Genomic DNA, 17,997 nt, shown 5'->3' with positions numbered 1-17,997 from the left:
AAATGGCCTATCTGTTGCGCATTCGGCACTCCCGGGTCACCCTAATGAGTGACCCATAAGTGATAAGTGCTCACGCTTCGTATTCGGGGGTCGGTGGTTCATCCGGGTGAAGCACGTGGGCCTCGCGGTGAGGAGCCTCGACGATGACCGTTCCACTCGACCGGCACTACCTGGTCGAACTGCAGGTGTCCGCAGAGCGGGTTCCCCAGCTGCGGCGGATCGTCGCCGCGCACCTGCGTCACTGGAGCCTCGAACTGCACGTCCGGCCGGTGTGCCGGGCCCTGGACGAGCTCCTGACCAACGTCCGCCGACATGTCGGTGACGACAACGAGTGCGTCATCGAACTGCGCTGGACGGGACGGCACCTCACGGTGTCGGTCTCCGACAACGGGAGCGAGATGCCCCGGTTGCTCGGCACCGGCGGCGGACTGAGCCGGGTCATGGCCCTCAGCGACAGCTGGGGAACCTGCCGGACCACCTACGGAAAAGTGGTCTGGTTCACCCGCTACGCCGAGGCGCCGCGCACCACGGAACTGCTGCCGCTCACGCCGCCGCACGGCGTACGCGAAACCCGGCTCCAGCCGCTCGCCGTTCTGGTGTGAGCGTCGCGCACGGCCCTCCGGCCGGTGTGGATCGTGCGCCCCCGAGCGCGCATGATCCGCGCCGGCCGGGTACGTGTGGGGGACGAGGGGCCGCGTTGCGCGGCGGCGCGAGGCGCGGCACGGTCGGAGTACCGATGCAAGGAGGCCACTGCCATGCCCATCGCGACGGTCAACCCCGCGAACGGCGAGCTGCTCAAGGTGTACGAAGCGCTGGACGAGGAGGAGATCGAGCGCAGGCTCGCCGCCGCCGAGACCACCTTCCGCCACTACCGGACCACCACGTTCGCCGAGCGGGCGGACCGGCTGAACCGGGCCGCCGACCTGCTGGACGAGGACCGGGACGACATCGCCCGCACCATGACCACCGAGATGGGCAAACCCGTCGTAGCGGCCCGCGCGGAGGCCGCCAAGTGCGCCAGGGCGATGCGCTGGTACGCGGCCAACGCCGAACGGCTGCTGTCCGACGAGCACCCCACGGACGCCGACGCGCACGACTCCGGTGCCTCCCGTGCCCTGGTCCGCTACCGCCCCCTCGGCGTCGTCCTCGCCGTGATGCCGTGGAACTTCCCGCTGTGGCAGGTGGTGCGCTTCGCCGCCCCCGCGCTGATGGCGGGCAACGTTGGACTGCTGAAGCACGCCTCGAACGTACCGGGGACCGCCCTGTACCTGGAGGATCTGTTCCACCGGGCCGGCTTTCCCGCAGGCTGCTTCCGGACGCTGCTGGTCGGCTCCGGCGCCGTCGAGGCGATCCTGCGGGACAGCAGGGTCGCCGCCGCCACCCTCACCGGCAGCGAACCGGCCGGCCGCTCGGTCGCGGCGATCGCGGGCGACGAGGTGAAGAAGACCGTACTGGAACTGGGCGGCAGCGACCCGTACCTCGTCCTCCCGTCGGCGGACATCGAGCAGGCGGCCGCGACCGCGGTGACGGCGCGCGTCCAGAACAACGGCCAGTCCTGCATCGCCGCCAAGCGCTTCATCGTCCACACCGATGTGTACGACGCGTTCGCCGAGCGCTTCACCGCGGGCATGGCCGCCCTGACCGTCGGGGACCCGATGGAGGAGTCCACCGACATCGGCCCCCTCGCCAGCGAGCAGGGCCGCACCGACCTGGAGGAGCTGGTCGACGACGCCGTGGACCGGGGCGCGAGCGTGCTGTGCGGCGGCGGCAGGCCGGAGAATTTGGGCGGCGGTCTGGACCGGGGCTGGTTCTACCGCCCCACCGTGCTCGACGGGATCACCCCGTCGATGCGCGTCCACCGCGAGGAGACCTTCGGCCCGGTGGCCACGCTCTACCGCGTCGCCGACCTGGACGAAGCGGTGAGCCTGGCCAACGACACCCCGTTCGGGCTCAGTTCCAACGTATGGACGAGGGACCCGGCAGAGATGGACCGCTGCGTACGCGACCTGGAGGCGGGCGGTGTCTTCTTCAACGGGATGACGGCCTCGCACCCCGCGCTGCCCTTCGGCGGAGTCAAGCGCTCCGGCTACGGGCGGGAGCTCGCCGGGCACGGCATCCGCGAGTTCTGCAACGCCACCACGGTCTGGTACGGCCCCGTCCGGCCGTAGCCGTAGTGGCAGACGTGTCCATCGCCCTCCTCATCCTCGGGTCGGCCCTCGGCCCGGAGACGGAGGAGATGTTCACGATGTGCCCGGAGTGCTGGGCCCGCATGATCGGCAGAACGGCGGCGATGCCGTGCAGGACCCCGCGCAGGTTCACGTCGATCATGCGGTTCCACTTGGCGAGGTCGGCGAGGCGGTCGGTGCGCCGTGCCCCGAGAACCACCTGGTGGCCTGCTCGACGCCCACCGTGCCGTGGGCGACGAGCGGGCCGCTGCCGACCACCGGTGACGGGCACCCGCACGCGCGGTGCCCGTCGCGCCTGAGGGAGAGTTCACCGACCGGCCCCGGAGCGGCCGACGCGCCCGCGACCCGCAGGACCGCCGTTCTTCGTCATGGGCGATCATGAGGGCGTTGGATGCCACATGGGGGAGAGAGTGCCGTGAAGCTGCGCTGTGCCGTGATCGACGACTTCCAGTCCGTCGCCACCACCGTCGTCGACTGGTCCCCGGTGGCCGGGGACGTCGAGGTCGTCCCGTTCCGCGAGCACTTCGGTACGGAGGACGAACTGGCCGCCGCGCTGGCGGACTTCGAGATCGTGGTCACCCTGCGCGAACGCGTCCGTTTCCCGGCGACGCTGTTCGCCCGGCTGCCCCGGCTCAGGCTGCTCGTCGCCTCCGGCATGCGTAACTCCGTCATCGACTTCGCCGCCGCCGAGCAGCACGGCGTCACCGTCTGCGGCACCGCCAGCTCCGCCACCGCACCCGTCGAGCTGACCTGGGCGCTGCTGCTCGGCCTGGCCCGGGGAATCGTTCCCGAGGCCACCGCCCTGCGTACCGGCGGCCCTTGGCAGTCCACCCTCGGGGCCGACCTGCACGGCAGGCGCCTCGGTCTGCTGGGTCTGGGCAGGATCGGCGGCCGGGTGGCCGCGGTCGGCGGGGCCTTCGGCATGGACGTGGTGGCGTGGAGCCAGAACCTCACGACGGAGCGCGCCGAGGAGGTCGGGGTCCGTCGCGCCGCCTCCAGGGAAGAACTGCTGGAGACCAGTGACTTCGTCTCCGTCCATCTGGCGCTCGGCGAGCGTACGCGGGGGTTGATCGGGGCGGCCGAGCTCGCCCTCATGCGCCCCACCGCGTATCTGATCAACACCTCCCGGGCCTCCATCGTCGACCAGGACGCGCTGCTCGCCGCGCTGCACGGCGGAACGATCGCCGGTGCGGGCGTCGATGTGTTCGACGTGGAGCCCCTCCCTGCCGGACACCCGATGCGCACCGCACCGCGACTGCTGGCCACCCCGCACCTCGGCTATGTGTCGCGCGGCAACTACGAGACGTACTACGGCCAGGCGGTCGAGGACATCCGGGCGTTCCTCGCGGGCCGGCCCGTCCGCCGGCTCGGCTGACGGCGGGCGCCGGGCGGACCGGGCAGACCCCTCGCGGTGCCACCGGCCGGGCGGCCCCCTTCTCCGGCCGCCCGCGTTTCCCCCGGTTCAGTAGCGCAGGGCCGCCGCGATCCGTCCGTGTCCGACGAGGGAGTCATCGGCGACGAAGACCACGTCCGCGCCGCCGTCCAGGGCCGCCTCGACGAGTTCGTCCACGATGTCCTCGCGCACCTCTCCGTCCGCCGTCTGCGCGGTGTCCACACCGACCGGCTCCAGATGCTCCTCCGTCACCCTGACGGTCCGCTGGACGTGTTCCTCCACCGCGAGGAGACCGGCGCGGCCCTCCCGTACGGCGGCCCACACCTCGTCGAGACCACCGGCGAACGTGTGGCTGCCGCGTGCGTGGTCGAGCCTGGTCTCGATCTCGTCCGCCGTCCGGCCCGACCCCGCCTCCAGCGCGGGCCGCAGCTCCCGGAGCAGCTCGGCGGGGGAGATGTCGGCCGGCGCTCCCTTGGTGACCCGGCCGATGGCCGTCCCGGCGCTCTCGCCGACCTCGTCGAGCAGTGCGAGCGCGGGTGCCAGACCGACGAGGTACAGGGGGCGCGGGTCGGCGGCGAGCACCGCGCGCAGCTTCTCGTCGACCGTACGCAGGAACTGCCGCGTCTCCTCGTCGCTGAAGGTGCTCGGGGTGTCGCCGATCCGCTCCTCGCGCTGCGGGTTCGGCGCCTCCTTGGGCGCCGTCAGCGGGAAGCCGTCCCGCTCCTCCGGGCGGACGGTGTCCGCGGTGCCGCTCCACAGGGCCGCGTGGTCGGCGGCGACGGTGAGCACCCAGAACGGCCGGGCCTGTGCCTTCGCGGCGACGAGGTTGCGGGTGAGGAAGGTGTCGCTCAGGACCACCCGTTCGGGTGCGGTACGGGGCAGCTGCCAGATCTGGTACTCCTCGGCCGTGGCGAGGATGACCAGCGAGTCCAGCGCCCGGCGCGGGTCCACCTCGGCGACCGCCCGGTCCAGCTGTTCCCGGACGGCGGCGCCGGCCTCGCGGGTCACCTGCGGGTCGGCCTCCAGCCGGTTGCCGGCCTCCGCCACGAGGTTGCGCAGCCGTACGGCGTCCTGGGCGTTGTCCGGGGCCCGGCGGTGGGTCGGCATGGTCAGGGAGACGGCCGGATAGGGCCTGGTCGCCCGCAGCTCCCTCAACAGACCGGCGGTCAGGGCATCCGTATCCATCGTTCCCTCCCAGGGCTTGTCCCCGCTCCCGTATGGAACAGGTGATTCAACGAGTCAATTCATACCTTTTCATCCTAATATGGGCGAATTGGTCGTCAGGGGTATCCTCCCGATTGGACGGAGCGTCCGTGAATCCGAACAGTCCTCCGCTGCGGTTGCCGTGCGGCAATCGCGGCGCCCGCGCCCTGGTTCCTGCCGTGCTCGTCGCGGTGATCCTCGCGGGGACCGCGGCCTGCGGCGGCTCCGGCACCTCGGGCGAGGGGACATCCAGGAGCGTACGGACGCTCACTCCCGAACCGGAGGGTTCACCGTCCGCCGAGGAGAGCCCCCGCACCCAGCAGAGTTTCGCCGCTTCCGTCTCCGCCGAGGCCGAACGGGTCAGGCGGCGGGCCGTCGAGGAACTGGACGCCGTCCAGGGCCGGGGCAACGCGGTCGCGGACGTGTCCGTGAACGGGTTGCCGGTCGCGAGGTCCGAGGAGTTCCGCAGCGCTCTGGTCCGGGTCACCACCCCCACCCGCGCGGCCGCTTTCTACGCGGTGAAGGTGGAGTTCGTCGACGCCGGCGGAAAGGTGATCGACTCCGTCGTCCTCGGCTTCGAGGACGCCCCGCCGGACCGGACCGTCAGTGAACACGCCCACAGCCGCAAGGCGGCAGGGATCAAGACCTTCCCCCGGATCGCCCAGGCCGAGCGCGGCTGAGGGCCGGGCCCGGATGAGCGCCGCCGATGCCGTGACCGATGCCCTGCGGGAACTGCGCGCCGAGTTCATCGGCGTACGCGAGGGACAACTGGCCGACTACATCCCGAAGTTGACCCTTGCCGACCCGGACGCCTTCGGGCTGGCCCTGGTCAGCATGGACGGGCATCGCTACAGCATGGGTGAGGCGGAGATCCCCTTCACCCTTCAGTCGATCTCCAAACCGTTCGTCTACGCGCTCGCCCTGTCCGTCCTCGGCCTCGACGAGGTAGGCCGCTGGGTGAGCGCGGAACCGAGCGGCGAGGCGTTCAACGCCATCAGCCTGGAACCGGTCACCGGACGGCCGGCGAACGCCATGGTCAACGCAGGCGCCATCGTCACCACCGCACTGATCCCCGACACCCCCGACGAGCCCGCGTTCGACCGGATCCTGCACTGCCTCGGCAGCTTCGCCGGACGGCGTCTCGACGTCGACGAGGAGGTGTACGCCTCCGAGGCGGCGACCGGGGACCGCAACCGGGCGCTCGCCTATCTGATCCGCAGCGCCGGAACCCTGCCCGTCGACCCGGTGGCGGCGGTGGAGACGTACTTCCGGCAGTGCGCCGTCCGGGCCACCGCCGTCGATCTCGCGACGATGGCCGCGACCCTCGCCCACGGCGGCGTCAATCCGCTCACGGGGGACACCGTGGTCTCGGCCGAGGTCGCGGCACAGGTCCTCGCCGTCATGGCCACCTGCGGCATGTACGACGCCTCCGGCGACTGGCTGCTGCGGGTCGGTCTGCCGGCCAAGAGCGGAGTGTCCGGCGGACTGATCGCGGCGGGCCCGGCCCGTTTCGGTCTGGCCACCTACAGCCCGCCGCTGGACGCGTCCGGCACGTCGGTGCGCGGGCACGCCGCGCTGGGCGCACTGTCGCGGCGGCTCGGACTCCATCTGATGAACAACCCGGCGCTCCCCGGATCCACCGTCACCCTCGCCACCACCGCCGACGATCTGCCGTCGGCGCCCGCCGACGACCGCGAACGGGCCCTGCGGGAAAGGGTGGGGGTGGTCGCCGCGCAGGGCGCCCTCGACTTCACGGCCGCGGAACGGGTGCTGTACGCCCTGGACGAGTCCGGACCGGAGCGGACCGGTTCCGTCGTGCTCGACCTGCGCGAGGTCACCACCATCGACTCCGTGGCCCTCGCGATGCTGCACACCGGGCTCTCCCGCCTCGCGGGCGACGGCCGGCGCGCGGCTGTCGTCGACCCGGCGGACCGGCTCGGCCCGCCCGACCTCGTCAGGGAGCGCACCGGCCAGGATCTGCCGCGCTACGCCTCCCGCGAGCAGGCCGTCCAGTACTGCGCACACGCACCGCCGGGGGCCGGCTGACCGGAGGCGGCGCGGCGCGGGCGGACGGGGCTCGGCCGGGAACGCTCCCCGACGCGGTGGCACGACGTGGCGCGGGAGGGCACCCGCGTTCAGGTGCGCGCCACATCGTGCCGGACTGCCGTCCGCGTAGGGGAGCGTGGCCGGAGCGGTCCGTCTACCAGATGGCCTCGACCCATTCGGGGTGGTCGATGAACGGGTTCCGGTTGTGCTGGTACTGGTCGAATATGACGTCGTTGCGCCGCTGTTCGAAGGTGTCCGGCGGGTCTTCCTGGCTCCACTGCTTCAGTACGGACAGCTTGCCGATGTTCGGGGCGGAGCCGTTGCCGACCCGGTCGTTGGGTTCGAGGTCGGCGAAGGAGTCGTCGCCCTCGTACCGCACCGCCATGTAGAGGATCATCCGGGCGACATCGCCCTTCACCGCGTCACGCGGTTCGAAGGAGTCGCTGTCGGTGTAGTTGCCCGGCGCGTCGCCGAGCTCGCTCCCGCCGTTGTCGAAGTCCTTGTTGCCGCGGGTGGAGTTGACCTTCACGTTCGCCGGGCGCAGGTGGTGGATGTCGGTGCCCGGGCCGGTCGCGGTGCCGAAGTCGCCGTGCGACTTGGCCCAGACGTGCTCCCGGTTCCACTGGTTCGTGTTGCCGCCGTTGTCGTTCTTGGACTGGGAGCGCCCGGTGTAGAGGAGGATGACGTTGGAGGAGTTGGCGGGGTCCTCGTCGGTGGCCTTGAGGGCGTCCCACACCTGGCTGTAGGAGAGCTTGGTCTGGTCGCTGATGATCGTGTGCAGGGAGCCCTTGAGTTCGGTGCCGGTCTTGCCGAGGGCGTCCTGGTAGTACGTGTCGTCGAGGGTGGTGGCCGGGGCCGCCGAGGCCGCTGCGTCCGGCCGGGGCTGGGCCGGTGCGGCGGCCGCGGTGCCCGCGAGCACGGCGACGGCGGCCGCGGTGGCCAGTAGTGGACGCGCGTAGAACAGGTGACGACGGGACATGTGGGGTGTCCTCTCCGGAAACGCGGGCACCACGAACGCCGGCACTGGGTTGGAGACGGCGTCGCGGTGGTCGTGTGGTGTGTGGTCAGCCGGGAGCCTTCCACACGCACCGTGCCACCTGTGTGAACGCTGCGTACCTATCATGTGCAGGTCAAGTGAGGGTGGCCCGTGCCGCCCCGCCGAGGCGCCTCGGCGGGGCCGCGACCGGCCCGGGGAGCGGGTCCGGGACCGGACCCGGGCCGGGTTCCGGGAGTAGTTCGGGGCCTGGGCCATGACCGGCCCCGAGCCGACTCCGGCGGGCGGCTTCCCGACCCGGATGCGGTGACGTCCGTACGGCGCGAGAATTGCCGGAAGGACGAGGAGGCGGCATGAGCGAAGAGCCCGAATCCGTATCCGTGACCACGGCCGTGCCCGAGTGGCAGGAGGTGACTCCCGACCGTCTTCTGCACACGGGCGGGAGCGACCAGCCGTCCGCGGAGGACCTGGTGCTCGCCTCCGGGCGGGATCTGACACCGCAGACGCTGGAGTGGGCGCGGCGCAAGCTGGCCGCCGAGGGGCGGTCGGCCATCGACAAGCAGCTTCCGTAGCGGGCCCGGTGGAGCGGCCGGGAGTGCGGGGGGAGCGGCCGGGAGTGCGAGGGGCCGGGAGACGGCCCGCCCCGCCGATCGCCGCCGGGCGTGCGCCACGCGAGGGTGGCGCGGCGGGATGATGCGGGCAGGCGCCGAGGTGCGCGCGGTGGTGGGCTGAACCGGCGGCGAGGTGTGCGTGGTGGTGGGCTGAACCGGCGGCGAGGTGTGCGTGGTGGTGGGCTGAACCGGCGCCGGGGTGTGCGTGGTGACGCGGGTGAACCGGCGCCGGGGCGGCCCGGACGGACCGGGGTGCGTAGGGTGCCCCCGGAGGTTTCCCCGGCGCTCGGCTAGCCTGGGTGCACAATGAACCGTTTGACGACGTCACAGGGCGCTTTCGATCTCGCCCGCTTCCCCGAGCACCCGCGCGACCCGTTCCGGGCGTGGGACGCCGCCGATGAGTATCTGCTGCGGCAGCTGGAGGACCCCGACGCCGCCGCGCCCGTCGACCTCTCCGGCACGGTGGTCGTCGTGGGCGACCGCTGGGGCGCTCTGACCGCCGTGCTCGCGGACCACCGGCCCGTACAGATCACCGACTCGTACCTCGCGCAGCGCGCCACCCTGGCGAACCTCGCCCGCAACGGGACCGACGCCGACCGGGTGCGGCTGCTGTCCGCACGCGACGCCCCGCCGGACCGGATCGACGTGCTGCTGGTGAGGGTGCCCAAGAGCCTCGCCCTCCTGGAGGACCAGCTGCACCGCCTCGCGCCGTCCGTCCACGCGGGCACCGTGGTGATCGGCACCGGCATGGTCAAGGAGATCCACACCTCCACGCTCAAGCTCTTCGAGCGGATCCTCGGGCCGACCCGCACCTCCCTCGCGGTGAAGAAGGCACGGCTGATCTTCTGCACCCCCGACCCGGACCGGACCTCGTCGCCGGGCAGCCCGTGGCCGTACCGCTACGAGCTGCCCGGCGACGTCGGCGCCGTGTCCGGCCGCACCGTGACCAACCACGCCGGGATCTTCTGCGCCGAACGCCTCGACATCGGCACCCGCTTCTTCCTCAACCACCTGCCCGCGCGCACCGGCCCCGACCATGTCGTCGACCTGGGCTGCGGCAACGGTGTCCTCGGTCTGTCCGCCGCACTCGCCAATCCCGACGCGGCACTCACCTTCGTCGACGAGTCCTACCAGGCGGTCGCGTCGGCCGAGGCGACCTTCCGGGCCAACACGCCCGCCGGCGCCAAGGCCGACTTCATCGTCGGCGACGGTCTCGCGGACCTCGCCCCCGGCAGTGTGGACCTGGTGCTCAACAACCCGCCGTTCCACTCCCATCTGGCCACCACCGACGCCACCGCCCGGAACATGTTCCACGCGGCGCGCACGGCGCTGCGGCAGGGCGGTGAACTCTGGGTCGTCGGCAACCGGCATCTCGGCTACCACACCCAGCTGCGCCGGACCTTCGGCAACTGCGTCACCGTGGCCGGTGACCCGAAGTTCGTCGTCCTGCGCGCCGTCAAGCGCTGACGGCGGACGACGGCTTTCCGGCCCTCCGGTCGTCGCCCTTCCAGATTCTTGCAACACGTTCTACTCTGTGCGCCGCCGCACACGGACGACGCGAACGCGAGACTCTGGAGGGGCAGTGCACCTCGAATACACGCCTGAGCAGCAGCAGTTGCGCGCCGAGCTGCGCGCGTACTTCGCCGGCCTGGTCCCCGACAACGCCTACGCGCGCTACGCGGAACCCGCCGCTCAGAAACGCTTCTACCGCGAGACCATCCGCCGGCTCGGCGCCGACGGCTGGCTCGGCGTCGGCTGGCCCCGCGAGTACGGCGGGCGCGGGCTGTCCCCGATGGAACAGTTCATCTTCTTCGACGAGGCCGCCCAGGCCGGCGTACCGCTGCCGCTGATGGCCCTCAACACCGTCGGACCGACGATCATGCAGTTCGGCACCGACGAGCAGAAGGAGTACTTCCTGCCCAAGGTGCTCGCCGGGGAGCTGGACTTCGCGATCGGCTACAGCGAACCCGACGCGGGCACCGACCTCGCCGCCCTGCGGACCAGGGCCGTCCGCGAGGGAGACGAGGCCACCGGCCACTACATGGTCAACGGGCAGAAGATCTGGACCACCAACGGCGACACCGCCGACTGGGTCTGGCTCGCCGTGCGCACCGACCCCGGGGCCCCGCCGCACAAGGGCATCACCATGCTGCTGGTGCCTACGGACGACCCCGGGTACTCCTGCACCCTGATCAACACGCTCGCCTCGCACGACACCACCGCCAGCTACTACGAGAACATCAAGGTCCCCGTCTCCCGTCGCGTCGGCGAGGAGAACAAGGGCTGGCGCCTCATCACCAACCAGCTCAACCACGAACGCGTCACCCTCGCCGCCCACGGCACCATGGCCGTCCGCGCCCTGCACAACGTCCAGCGCTGGGCCGCCGACACCCAACTGACCGACGGCCGCCGTGTCATCGACCTCGGCTGGGTCCGGGCCCTGCTCGCCCGCACCCACACCCGGCTCGACGCGATGAAACTCCTCAACTGGCAGATGGTCTCCGCGCTCCAGGACGCCACCCTCACCCCGCAGGACGCCTCGGCCGTCAAGGTGTACGGCTCCGAGGCCCGCCGCGACGCCTACGCCTGGCTGATGGAGATCGTCGGCTCGGCGGGGCCGCTCAAGGAGGGCTCGGCGGGCGCGGTCCTGCACGGCGAACTCGAACGCGGCTACCGGTCCGCCGTCATCTTCACCTTCGGCGGGGGCAACAACGAGATCCAGCGGGAGATCATCTCGTGGATCGGCCTCGGAATGCCGCGCGTACGCCGGTGAGCGGGAGGTACGAGCGGACGAACGACGCGGACCCCGGGCTCTTCGGACCCGGATCGGTCACCTGACAGCTGCACGGCGACCCGATGATGTGGGTCGCGGGGGTGCGGGCCCTGTATCTCCAGGCGCTGCACCCGCGCGCGGTCCGGGGCGTCATGCAGCATTCCGACTTCCGCCAGGACGCCTGGGGCCGGCTGATGCGCACCGCCTCGTTCGTCGGCACCATCACCTACGGCACCACCGGGGCCGCCGAGGCGGCGGGCGCCCGGGTCCGCAAGATACACCGCCTCCTCAAGGCCACCGACCCGGCGACCGGCGAGATCTACGGCATCGACGAACCCGGACTGCTGCTCTGGGTGCACTGCGCAGGTCGACTCCTACCTCCAGGTCGAACGCCGCTCCGGCTACCCGCTCACCGACGCCCAGGCCGACCGCTATGTCGACTGACACCGCGAGGGGGCGCGCCTCGTCGGCCTCGACCCGGACCACGTCCCCGCCTCCGCCGCACACCTCGCGCCTACTTCGACCGGGTGCGCCCCGAACTCCGCGCCGGGGAGGAGGCGTTCGCGGTCGACGGCTTTCTCCGCGGGCCGCCCGTCCATACCCTCCTCGTCCCGGCGCGTGCGCTGCTCTGGCGGCGCGTGGCGGCACTCGCCTACCAGTCGCTGCCTCCGTACGCCCATGAGCTGTACGGCAGACCAGCGCCGCCCCCGCACGTCGTCGACCGCCGTCTGCGCGCCACCGGCGCCCTGCTGCGGGCCATCTCCGCCAGGCTGCGCCGGCAACTGCCGCCCGGACATATTCCGAAGGCGATGGCACGACTCGGCCCGGACAGCCGCCCCACCCCGTACAAACTCCGCAGCCAGGCCGCCATACTGGACGGGCCGGGGAGGGCGCAGCAGTAGGCGGAGCGACGGGGGCGAGAAGCAGGCGATGGCGGACACCAGGCTGATCCAGAGCCGGTACCGGCTGCTCGATGTGATCGGGCGCGGGGGCATGGGTGAGGTGTGGCGGGCCCGGGACGAGTCGCTCGGCCGCCAGGTCGCCGTCAAGTGCCTCAAGCCGCTGGGGCCCCAGCACGATCAGTCCTTCACCCGGATCCTGCGCGAACGCTTCCGCCGCGAGGCCCGGGTGGCCGCCGCGCTCCAGCACCGGGGCGTCACCGTCGTCCATGACTTCGGCGAGCACGAGGGCGTCCTCTTCCTGGTCATGGAACTCCTGGACGGGAGCAATCTGAGCCAGCTCCTGGAGGGGAACGCACAGCACCCGCTGCCGGTCGAGGATGTCGTCGACATCGCGGAGCAGGTCGCCGACGCCCTCGGCTACACCCATCAGCAGGGCATCGTGCACCGGGACCTCAAGCCCGCCAACATCATGCGCCTCGCCGACGGCACGGTGAAGATCTGCGACTTCGGCATCGCGCGGCTCGGCCACGACATCGGCTTCACCTCGCGTCTCACCGGCACCGGCATCGCGATGGGCACCCCGCACTACATGTCGCCCGAGCAGATCAGCGGCGGCCAGGTCGACCACCGCAGCGACCTCTACTCGCTGGGCTGCGTGCTGTACGAGATCGCCACCGGCGTACCGCCGTTCGACCTGGACGACGCCTGGGCCATCCTGGTCGGACACCGCGACACCCAGCCGCAGCCGCTGCGCACCCACCGCGCCGAACTCCCCGGATTCCTCGACCGCGTCGTCCTCGACCTGCTGGCCAAGACCCCCGACGAGCGGCCCACCGACGCGGGCGACCTGCGCCGCCGCATCGTCCTCGGGCGCACCGGCGGACAGCCCTACGCGGGCCTGTCCGGGCGGGACCGTCCCGCCCTGCACGCCGCCGACCCGCACGCCCCCGTCCCGCTGCAGGGCAGCCCGTCCGCGGCCCGGCAGCCGGCTCTGCCGTCGTGGACCCGCAGCATGACCACGGGGCACAGGGCGGGCGGGGGGCGCCCCGGCCCGCAGCTGCCCGACCACACGGCCGGACTGACCGGACAGTGGACGACCGGCGTCGTGCTGCCGACATCCTCGGCCACCCGTCCGTCCGGCCACCCGTCCGTCCGCCCCGAGACCCCCCTCCCCGCTCCCTCGCCCGAATCGCTCGCCACCCTCGCCGAACGGCACCGCGCGGGCATCGACCTCGGCCGCCGCGGCCACTGGCACGAGGCGGGCGGGGTCCACCGCTCGGTCGCCGCCGAACGGGAACAGGTGCTCGGCCCCGATCACCCCGACACGCTCGCCAGCCGCTACGAGGTCGGGTTCACCCTCAGCCGCACGGGCCGCGCCTCCGACGCGCTGCGGGAGTTCGGCCGGGTCGCCGAGGGCCGCGCGCGCACCCTGGGCCCGGACCATCCGGAGACCCTGGCCGCCCGTCAGGAGACCGCGTACGTCCTGGGCCAGCTCGGCCGGCACCTCGACGCCCACCAGGTGTACGCGGCCGTCCTCGTGTCCAGGGAGCGCTCGATGGGGCCCGACCACCCGGACACCCTGCGCTGCCGCCACAACCTGGCGTTCAGCCTCAGCAGGCTCGGACGTCCGGAGGACGCGCACCGGATGGCCCGGGAGGTGGCGGACGCGCGTGCCCGGCTGCTCGGCGCGGCGCACCCCGACACCCTCGTCACCCTCTACGAGGTGGCGTACACCCTCGGTCAGCTGGGCCGCTGGGAGGACGCGCTGCGTACCTACGAGGACGTCGCGCGGGCCCGTGCCGTCGCGCTCGGCGCCGACCATCCCGACACCCTCGCCGCCCGTTACGAGGTGGGCATCAGCCTCGGCAGGCTGGGGCGCGGCACGGAGGCGCTGGAGCTGTACCGTGCCCTGGTCGAGGACCGGACGAGGATCAACGGGCCCGCCGACGCGGAGACCCTGCGCGCCCGCCACATACTCGGCGTCAACCTGGGCCGGGCAGCCCGCTGGGAGGAGGCGCTCGTCGAGTCGCTCGACGTGTGCGCGATCCGGGAGCGGACCCTGGGTCCGGATCACCCCGACACCCTGGTCAGCCGCCGCGAGGTGGCCGTCGGCATGGGCTGGCTGGGCCGCTGGGCGGACGCGCTCACCGTCTACCGGCAGGTCGCCGAGGCCCGCGACCGGATCCTGGGCGCGGATCACCCCGACGCCCTGGCCAGCCGCAACGACGAGGCGCACTGCCTGGAACGGCTGGGGCGGGGCGCCGAGGCCGCGGAGCTGTACCGGTCGGTCGCCGCGCGCCACGGACAGGGCGCCCTCCCACCGCACTGAGCCGACGCCGCGCCACGGGGTGTCCACATGCGGCGCTCGGCAGAGCCGACCACGGCACGGCACGCAGCGGGGGCGGGCGTCCGGTGCGGCGAAGGTGTTCCGCCCACCGGATGCCCGCCCCCGCCGGACGGCCTACTGGCCGAACACGCCCCGCAGCGCGGCGAGCTTGCGCGGCAGGTCGTACTCCGCACCGCCCTCGTGCCCGTTGTACGTGAACACCTCGATCTCGGCCGGTCCCGCGTAGCGGTGATAGGCCGCGAACACCGTCGAGGAGGGGCAGATCTTGTCCATCAGCCCCACCGAGAACCACGCCGGAGCGGTCGCCCGCGCCGCGAAGTTGACGCCGTCGAAGTACGACAGGGTCTCCATCGCCTCCTCGGCCCGGAACCGGTGCCCCGAGAGCCAGCGGGCGATCTCCGCGTACGGCCCGGCGTCCGTGATCTGGGAGGCGCGCCGGTAGTGGCAGAGGAAGGGCACATCGGCGACCGCCGCCGCCAGGTCGTCGCGCAGCCCGGCGACGGCGAGCGCGAGCCCGCCGCCCTGGCTGCCGCCGAGGACCGCGACCCGCGAGGGGTCCACGGCCTCGTGGGCCTTCGCCGCGTCGACGGCCCGGACCGCGTCGGTGATGAGCCGGCGGTAGTAGTGCTTGTACGGGTCCTCGATGCCCCGGGTGAGGAAGCCGGGGGAGGAGGAACCGTGCCCGTCCGGCCCGATGTCCGGGGTGTCCGCGGTCTGCTTGCCGCCACCGCCCTGGCCCCGGTTGTCCATGATCAGGTGGGCGTAGCCGAGCGCGCTCCAGGTCAGCCAGGAGTAGGGGATGCCGCGCCCGCCGTTGTAGCCGATGTACTGCACCACCGCGGGCAGCGGGCCCGAGCGGACCTTGGGCAGCATCAGCCAGGCCTTCACGGGCTGGCAGCCCCAGCCGCGGAACGTCACGTCGAACACGTCGACGGTCGCGAAGCCGGCGTCGTACGGCACGAACTCGGCGTCGAGGCCGTGCCGTCCCGTCTCGGTCAGGGTCTTCGCCCAGAAGGCGTCGAAGTCGGCCGGCTCCTGCGGCTCCGGCCGGTATTCGCGCAGCCGCTCCAGGGGCATGTCGAACAGCAAGGGTCTAGCTCCTCTTCAGCGTGAGGTTGAGGGTCGCACCGTGGTGTGCGGCGGTGTCGGCGGTGATCCTGATGCCGTCGGCGGTGGGTGCGGCGCTGATCCCGGGGTCGGACGAGGCGAGCCTCAGGCCCCGCCCGGTCAGCTCGACGACGACGGAGGACCGCAGCTGGGTCGGGTCGGACAGCGACACGGTCACCGTCTTTCCGTCCGGGCGCACGAGCACCGAGGCCGGACCGTCGGCCTTGAGCTCCTGCGCTTTGCCCGCGGTCCAGAAGTTGGCGGCGAGCAGGCCGTCCGCGCAGCGGCGTACCGCGTGCACGGCGGTGGAGTCGGCGACCAGCTTCAGCGGCGGGGCGGTCGACAGCCGCCTCGTGCGCTCGGCGGAGGCGGCCGGGGCCTGGAGGTAGAAGTAGCCCGCACCGCTCGGTGCGGTGCCGTGGTCCTGCCACAGCGTCAGGTACGGGCGGGTCACCGGGGTGTCCGTGCCGTACTTGAGGTTGATCTCCCGCCAGGTCGCGGTGCGCTCCTCGCGCAGTCCGCGCAGGGTGGTGGCCGTGGGGAAGACATAGCCGCCGGTCCCGGCGACATGCAGCCACTTCACCCGGTCCAGCTGTGCCGACCAGCCTGCGTCGGTGGGCGCCGCCGTGCCGTTGACCAGCAGCGCCGCCTTCGGGTCGCGCAGTTTGCGGTTCTCCACGACCGTCTCGGCCCGGCCCGCGTCCGCGGTGATGCCCGAACCCACACACGCGATGACATCGTCCAGGCAGAACCAGCTCTTCAGCCCGTGCAGGGTGCTGCCGAACGCGCGCAGTTCCATGCCGTACGCGCCGAGCGTCGTCCCGGGCAGCGCGGTGCCGCCCGCCCAGTCCGCGGTGCTGGTGGTGCGCTGGCCCGCCGCGTCCGCCGGCCGGCCCGCGATGACGGTGGTGCCGGGCAGCCTGGCCGGGTCGACGGTGGGCCAGTAGTCCTCGCTGTAGTGCCCGAGGTCGTCCGTGTACAGCAGCACCATGCCGTCGGAGAGGTGCCAGGCGCGCAGGTTCTCGTTCTGGATCGACTCGTAGTTGTAGATCCGGGTCGAGTACGCGGAGATGCCGAGCGCGAACGAGGGCCTGTGGTGCGCCGCCTTGTCCATCCGGGAGTGCTGCTTGTGCGCCACCAGCGGGCCGCGGGCGGGCGTGGCGGAGTCGATGACCTTCCGGGCGGCGACCAGGGAGGCCAGGTCGGTGACGGCGAGGAAGTCCCGGTAGGTGTCCTCGGCGATCCACTGCTTGACCAGCGCGGTGAACCGTTCGCCGCTCTCGCCGGGGAAGCTCGGGATCAGCCGCAGCACCGCCTCGATGACCGTCTGCGCCGAGACATGGCCCTGCTTGCTGGGGCGGGCGATCTCGCGTCCGCAGACCGAGGCCATCACGTCGCCGCGGGCCATCAGCGGGTCGAAACCGTCGTCGACCCAGGTGCGGACGTTGTCGAGATCGGGGTCGGTGACCTTCCACGCCGTACCGGCGAGCAGGTTCAGCAGCCGGGAGAGGTTGTTGAGCAGCTCCTTGCCGTAGCCGCCGTTGTACGGGTGCTTGTAGTGCTGGAGGAACGAGCCGTCCGGGTAGAAGCCCTCACCGGTGCCCGCCGCGTCGCCGGAGCCGTTGAAGGCGAGGACGCTGTTGGCACCCGAACCCTCGACGTCCGAAAGAGCGTCACGGACCCGGGCCAGCGCGTCGCCGTCGTCGCGCAGCACCGCGTTGACGGCGACGACGGTGGAGATCCACACGCGGTTGGCGCCGGTCGCGATCTGCCGGTCGGCCCGCCAGAGGTTCGGGTCCGGCGTGTAGTGCCGCACCGCGGTGTTGATCCGGGTCAGCCGCTCGGTGCCGAGCACGTCGTACAGCAGCACCGACGCGTCGTTGAGCGCCAGTGCGGAGCCGATCTCCCAGTCCCAGTCGTTGTCGAACCGGGTGTGCTCGGGTCCGTAACGGTTGGTCAGCATCCAGTCGATGCCGCCGAGCAGCAGGTCGCGCAGTGCCGTGTCGCCGTACTGCGGGGTGCCGGGGACGGCCCACGCGGTCGCGGCCGTGGCGAGGCGCTTGAACGACGTGGTGACGTGGTTGGAGAGCGTGGTGCTGGTCAGATCGGGGAACAGGCCGTCGGTACGGGTGGGGTCCAGCCCCTTGGCGGCCGTGGTCGCGGCCCGGCCGATCCGGGCGACGGCGGCGGCGATCCGCGTGTCGCCCTGGTCGAGACCGGGGCCGCCGGTCAGCAGTGTGTGCCAGCGGGCGCGGAGCGCCGCCGCGTCCCCGGCGGCGGCCTGCGCGCTGCCGCCGAGGACGAGGGGAAGCGCGGCGACCGCGCCCAGAGCGGCCGCACCCGCGAGAACGGTGCGCCGGGTGGTGCCCCGGGCGGTGTCGGAGGAGGGGATCGGGGAAGTGCCTCGGGTGGTGCCTCGGTTCATGATGCGGGCC

The 17,997-nt window shown here is 72.3% G+C and carries 15 protein-coding genes; 10 read left to right on the top strand and 5 right to left on the bottom strand.

The annotated features are described in order from the left end of the window. The first annotated feature begins 143 nt into the window (after positions 1-143). Together A6A29_RS40415 and A6A29_RS40410 are read left to right on the top strand one after the other, a co-directional pair. Positions 144-602: an ATP-binding protein gene (locus A6A29_RS40415; RefSeq protein ID WP_073728699.1), complete on the top strand. Its 459-nt coding sequence runs from the start codon at positions 144-146 to the stop codon at positions 600-602. A 153-nt stretch (positions 603-755) separates the two neighbouring features. Continuing rightward, a complete protein-coding gene (locus A6A29_RS40410; protein ID WP_073728697.1) occupies positions 756-2,168 on the top strand; it encodes an NADP-dependent succinic semialdehyde dehydrogenase in 1,413 nt (470 codons plus the stop codon). On the opposite strand, the gene A6A29_RS47720 is transcribed toward A6A29_RS40410, so the two are convergent. Beyond that, complete coding sequence (locus A6A29_RS47720) at positions 2,074-2,457, bottom strand: SDR family oxidoreductase (protein ID WP_385731062.1); 384 nt, start codon at positions 2,455-2,457, stop codon at positions 2,074-2,076. The two genes, A6A29_RS40410 and A6A29_RS47720, sit on opposite strands and share 95 nt — an antisense overlap. Positions 2,458-2,601: 144 nt before the next feature. On the opposite strand from A6A29_RS47720, the gene A6A29_RS40400 reads away from it, so the two are divergent. Further along, complete coding sequence (locus tag A6A29_RS40400; protein WP_073728695.1) at positions 2,602-3,561, top strand: D-2-hydroxyacid dehydrogenase family protein; 960 nt, start codon at positions 2,602-2,604, stop codon at positions 3,559-3,561. Positions 3,562-3,648: 87 nt separating this feature from the next. Here A6A29_RS40400 and A6A29_RS40395 read toward each other — a convergent pair whose 3' ends face one another. Then, positions 3,649-4,764: a baeRF3 domain-containing protein gene (locus A6A29_RS40395; RefSeq protein WP_073728693.1), complete on the bottom strand. Its 1,116-nt coding sequence runs from the start codon at positions 4,762-4,764 to the stop codon at positions 3,649-3,651. 128 nt (positions 4,765-4,892) lie between these two features. On the opposite strand from A6A29_RS40395, the gene A6A29_RS40390 reads away from it, so the two are divergent. Beyond that, on the top strand, positions 4,893-5,462 hold the full coding sequence (locus A6A29_RS40390) for a hypothetical protein (protein ID WP_198953572.1): 570 nt from the start codon (positions 4,893-4,895) through the stop codon (positions 5,460-5,462). Between the two features lie 13 nt (positions 5,463-5,475). Next, a complete protein-coding gene (gene glsA / locus A6A29_RS40385) occupies positions 5,476-6,828 on the top strand; it encodes a glutaminase A (protein ID WP_073728691.1) in 1,353 nt (450 codons plus the stop codon). 154 nt (positions 6,829-6,982) lie between these two features. On the opposite strand, the gene A6A29_RS40380 is transcribed toward glsA, so the two are convergent. Beyond that, a complete protein-coding gene (locus A6A29_RS40380) occupies positions 6,983-7,807 on the bottom strand; it encodes an endonuclease I family protein (RefSeq protein WP_073728689.1) in 825 nt (274 codons plus the stop codon). A 368-nt stretch (positions 7,808-8,175) separates the two neighbouring features. Between A6A29_RS40380 and A6A29_RS40375 the strand changes: the two genes are divergently transcribed. The 5 genes from A6A29_RS40375 to A6A29_RS40355 all read left to right on the top strand — a co-directional run bounded on the left by A6A29_RS40375 (position 8,176) and on the right by A6A29_RS40355 (position 14,437). Then, positions 8,176-8,394, top strand: coding sequence for a hypothetical protein (locus A6A29_RS40375; RefSeq protein WP_073728687.1), 219 nt, complete (start codon positions 8,176-8,178; stop codon positions 8,392-8,394). A 345-nt stretch (positions 8,395-8,739) separates the two neighbouring features. Continuing rightward, positions 8,740-9,900 (top strand): methyltransferase, encoded by a 1,161-nt coding sequence (locus A6A29_RS40370; RefSeq protein ID WP_073728685.1) that lies wholly within the window; start codon positions 8,740-8,742, stop codon positions 9,898-9,900. 115 nt (positions 9,901-10,015) lie between these two features. Further along, positions 10,016-11,206 carry an acyl-CoA dehydrogenase family protein gene (locus A6A29_RS40365; RefSeq protein WP_073728683.1) on the top strand — a complete coding sequence of 397 codons (1,191 nt, stop codon included), beginning with the start codon at positions 10,016-10,018 and terminating at the stop codon, positions 11,204-11,206. 68 nt (positions 11,207-11,274) lie between these two features. Further along, a complete protein-coding gene (locus tag A6A29_RS40360; protein ID WP_338012921.1) occupies positions 11,275-12,108 on the top strand; it encodes an oxygenase MpaB family protein in 834 nt (277 codons plus the stop codon). 28 nt (positions 12,109-12,136) lie between these two features. Continuing rightward, complete coding sequence (locus tag A6A29_RS40355; RefSeq protein ID WP_073728679.1) at positions 12,137-14,437, top strand: serine/threonine-protein kinase; 2,301 nt, start codon at positions 12,137-12,139, stop codon at positions 14,435-14,437. Between the two features lie 132 nt (positions 14,438-14,569). Here A6A29_RS40355 and A6A29_RS40350 read toward each other — a convergent pair whose 3' ends face one another. Both A6A29_RS40350 and A6A29_RS40345 read right to left on the bottom strand, forming a co-directional pair. Beyond that, positions 14,570-15,544, bottom strand: coding sequence for an acetylxylan esterase (locus tag A6A29_RS40350; protein ID WP_079183237.1), 975 nt, complete (start codon positions 15,542-15,544; stop codon positions 14,570-14,572). A 4-nt stretch (positions 15,545-15,548) separates the two neighbouring features. After that, positions 15,549-17,987 carry a polysaccharide lyase 8 family protein gene (locus tag A6A29_RS40345; RefSeq protein WP_073728904.1) on the bottom strand — a complete coding sequence of 813 codons (2,439 nt, stop codon included), beginning with the start codon at positions 17,985-17,987 and terminating at the stop codon, positions 15,549-15,551. Between the last annotated feature and the right edge of the window lie 10 nt (positions 17,988-17,997).

This window comes from Streptomyces sp. TSRI0281 (assembly GCF_001905125.1).
Lineage (GTDB): Bacteria > Actinomycetota > Actinomycetes > Streptomycetales > Streptomycetaceae > Streptomyces.
Note: the sequence above shows the minus strand (reverse complement) of the source record. Positions and strands in the feature narration are given on the sequence as shown.

What these genes read in the sequence shown, in the direction of transcription:
- A6A29_RS40415 (WP_073728699.1), top strand. Translation starts at nt 144, where the DNA reads ATGACCGTTCCACTCGACCGGCACTACCTGGTCGAACTGCAGGTGTCC.
- A6A29_RS40410 (WP_073728697.1), top strand. Translation starts at nt 756, where the DNA reads ATGCCCATCGCGACGGTCAACCCCGCGAACGGCGAGCTGCTCAAGGTG.
- A6A29_RS40395 (WP_073728693.1), bottom strand. Translation starts at nt 4,764, where the DNA reads ATGGATACGGATGCCCTGACCGCCGGTCTGTTGAGGGAGCTGCGGGCG.
- glsA (WP_073728691.1), top strand. Translation starts at nt 5,476, where the DNA reads ATGAGCGCCGCCGATGCCGTGACCGATGCCCTGCGGGAACTGCGCGCC.
- A6A29_RS40380 (WP_073728689.1), bottom strand. Translation starts at nt 7,807, where the DNA reads ATGTCCCGTCGTCACCTGTTCTACGCGCGTCCACTACTGGCCACCGCG.
- A6A29_RS40375 (WP_073728687.1), top strand. Translation starts at nt 8,176, where the DNA reads ATGAGCGAAGAGCCCGAATCCGTATCCGTGACCACGGCCGTGCCCGAG.
- A6A29_RS40370 (WP_073728685.1), top strand. Translation starts at nt 8,740, where the DNA reads ATGAACCGTTTGACGACGTCACAGGGCGCTTTCGATCTCGCCCGCTTC.
- A6A29_RS40355 (WP_073728679.1), top strand. Translation starts at nt 12,137, where the DNA reads ATGGCGGACACCAGGCTGATCCAGAGCCGGTACCGGCTGCTCGATGTG.
- A6A29_RS40345 (WP_073728904.1), bottom strand. Translation starts at nt 17,987, where the DNA reads ATGAACCGAGGCACCACCCGAGGCACTTCCCCGATCCCCTCCTCCGAC.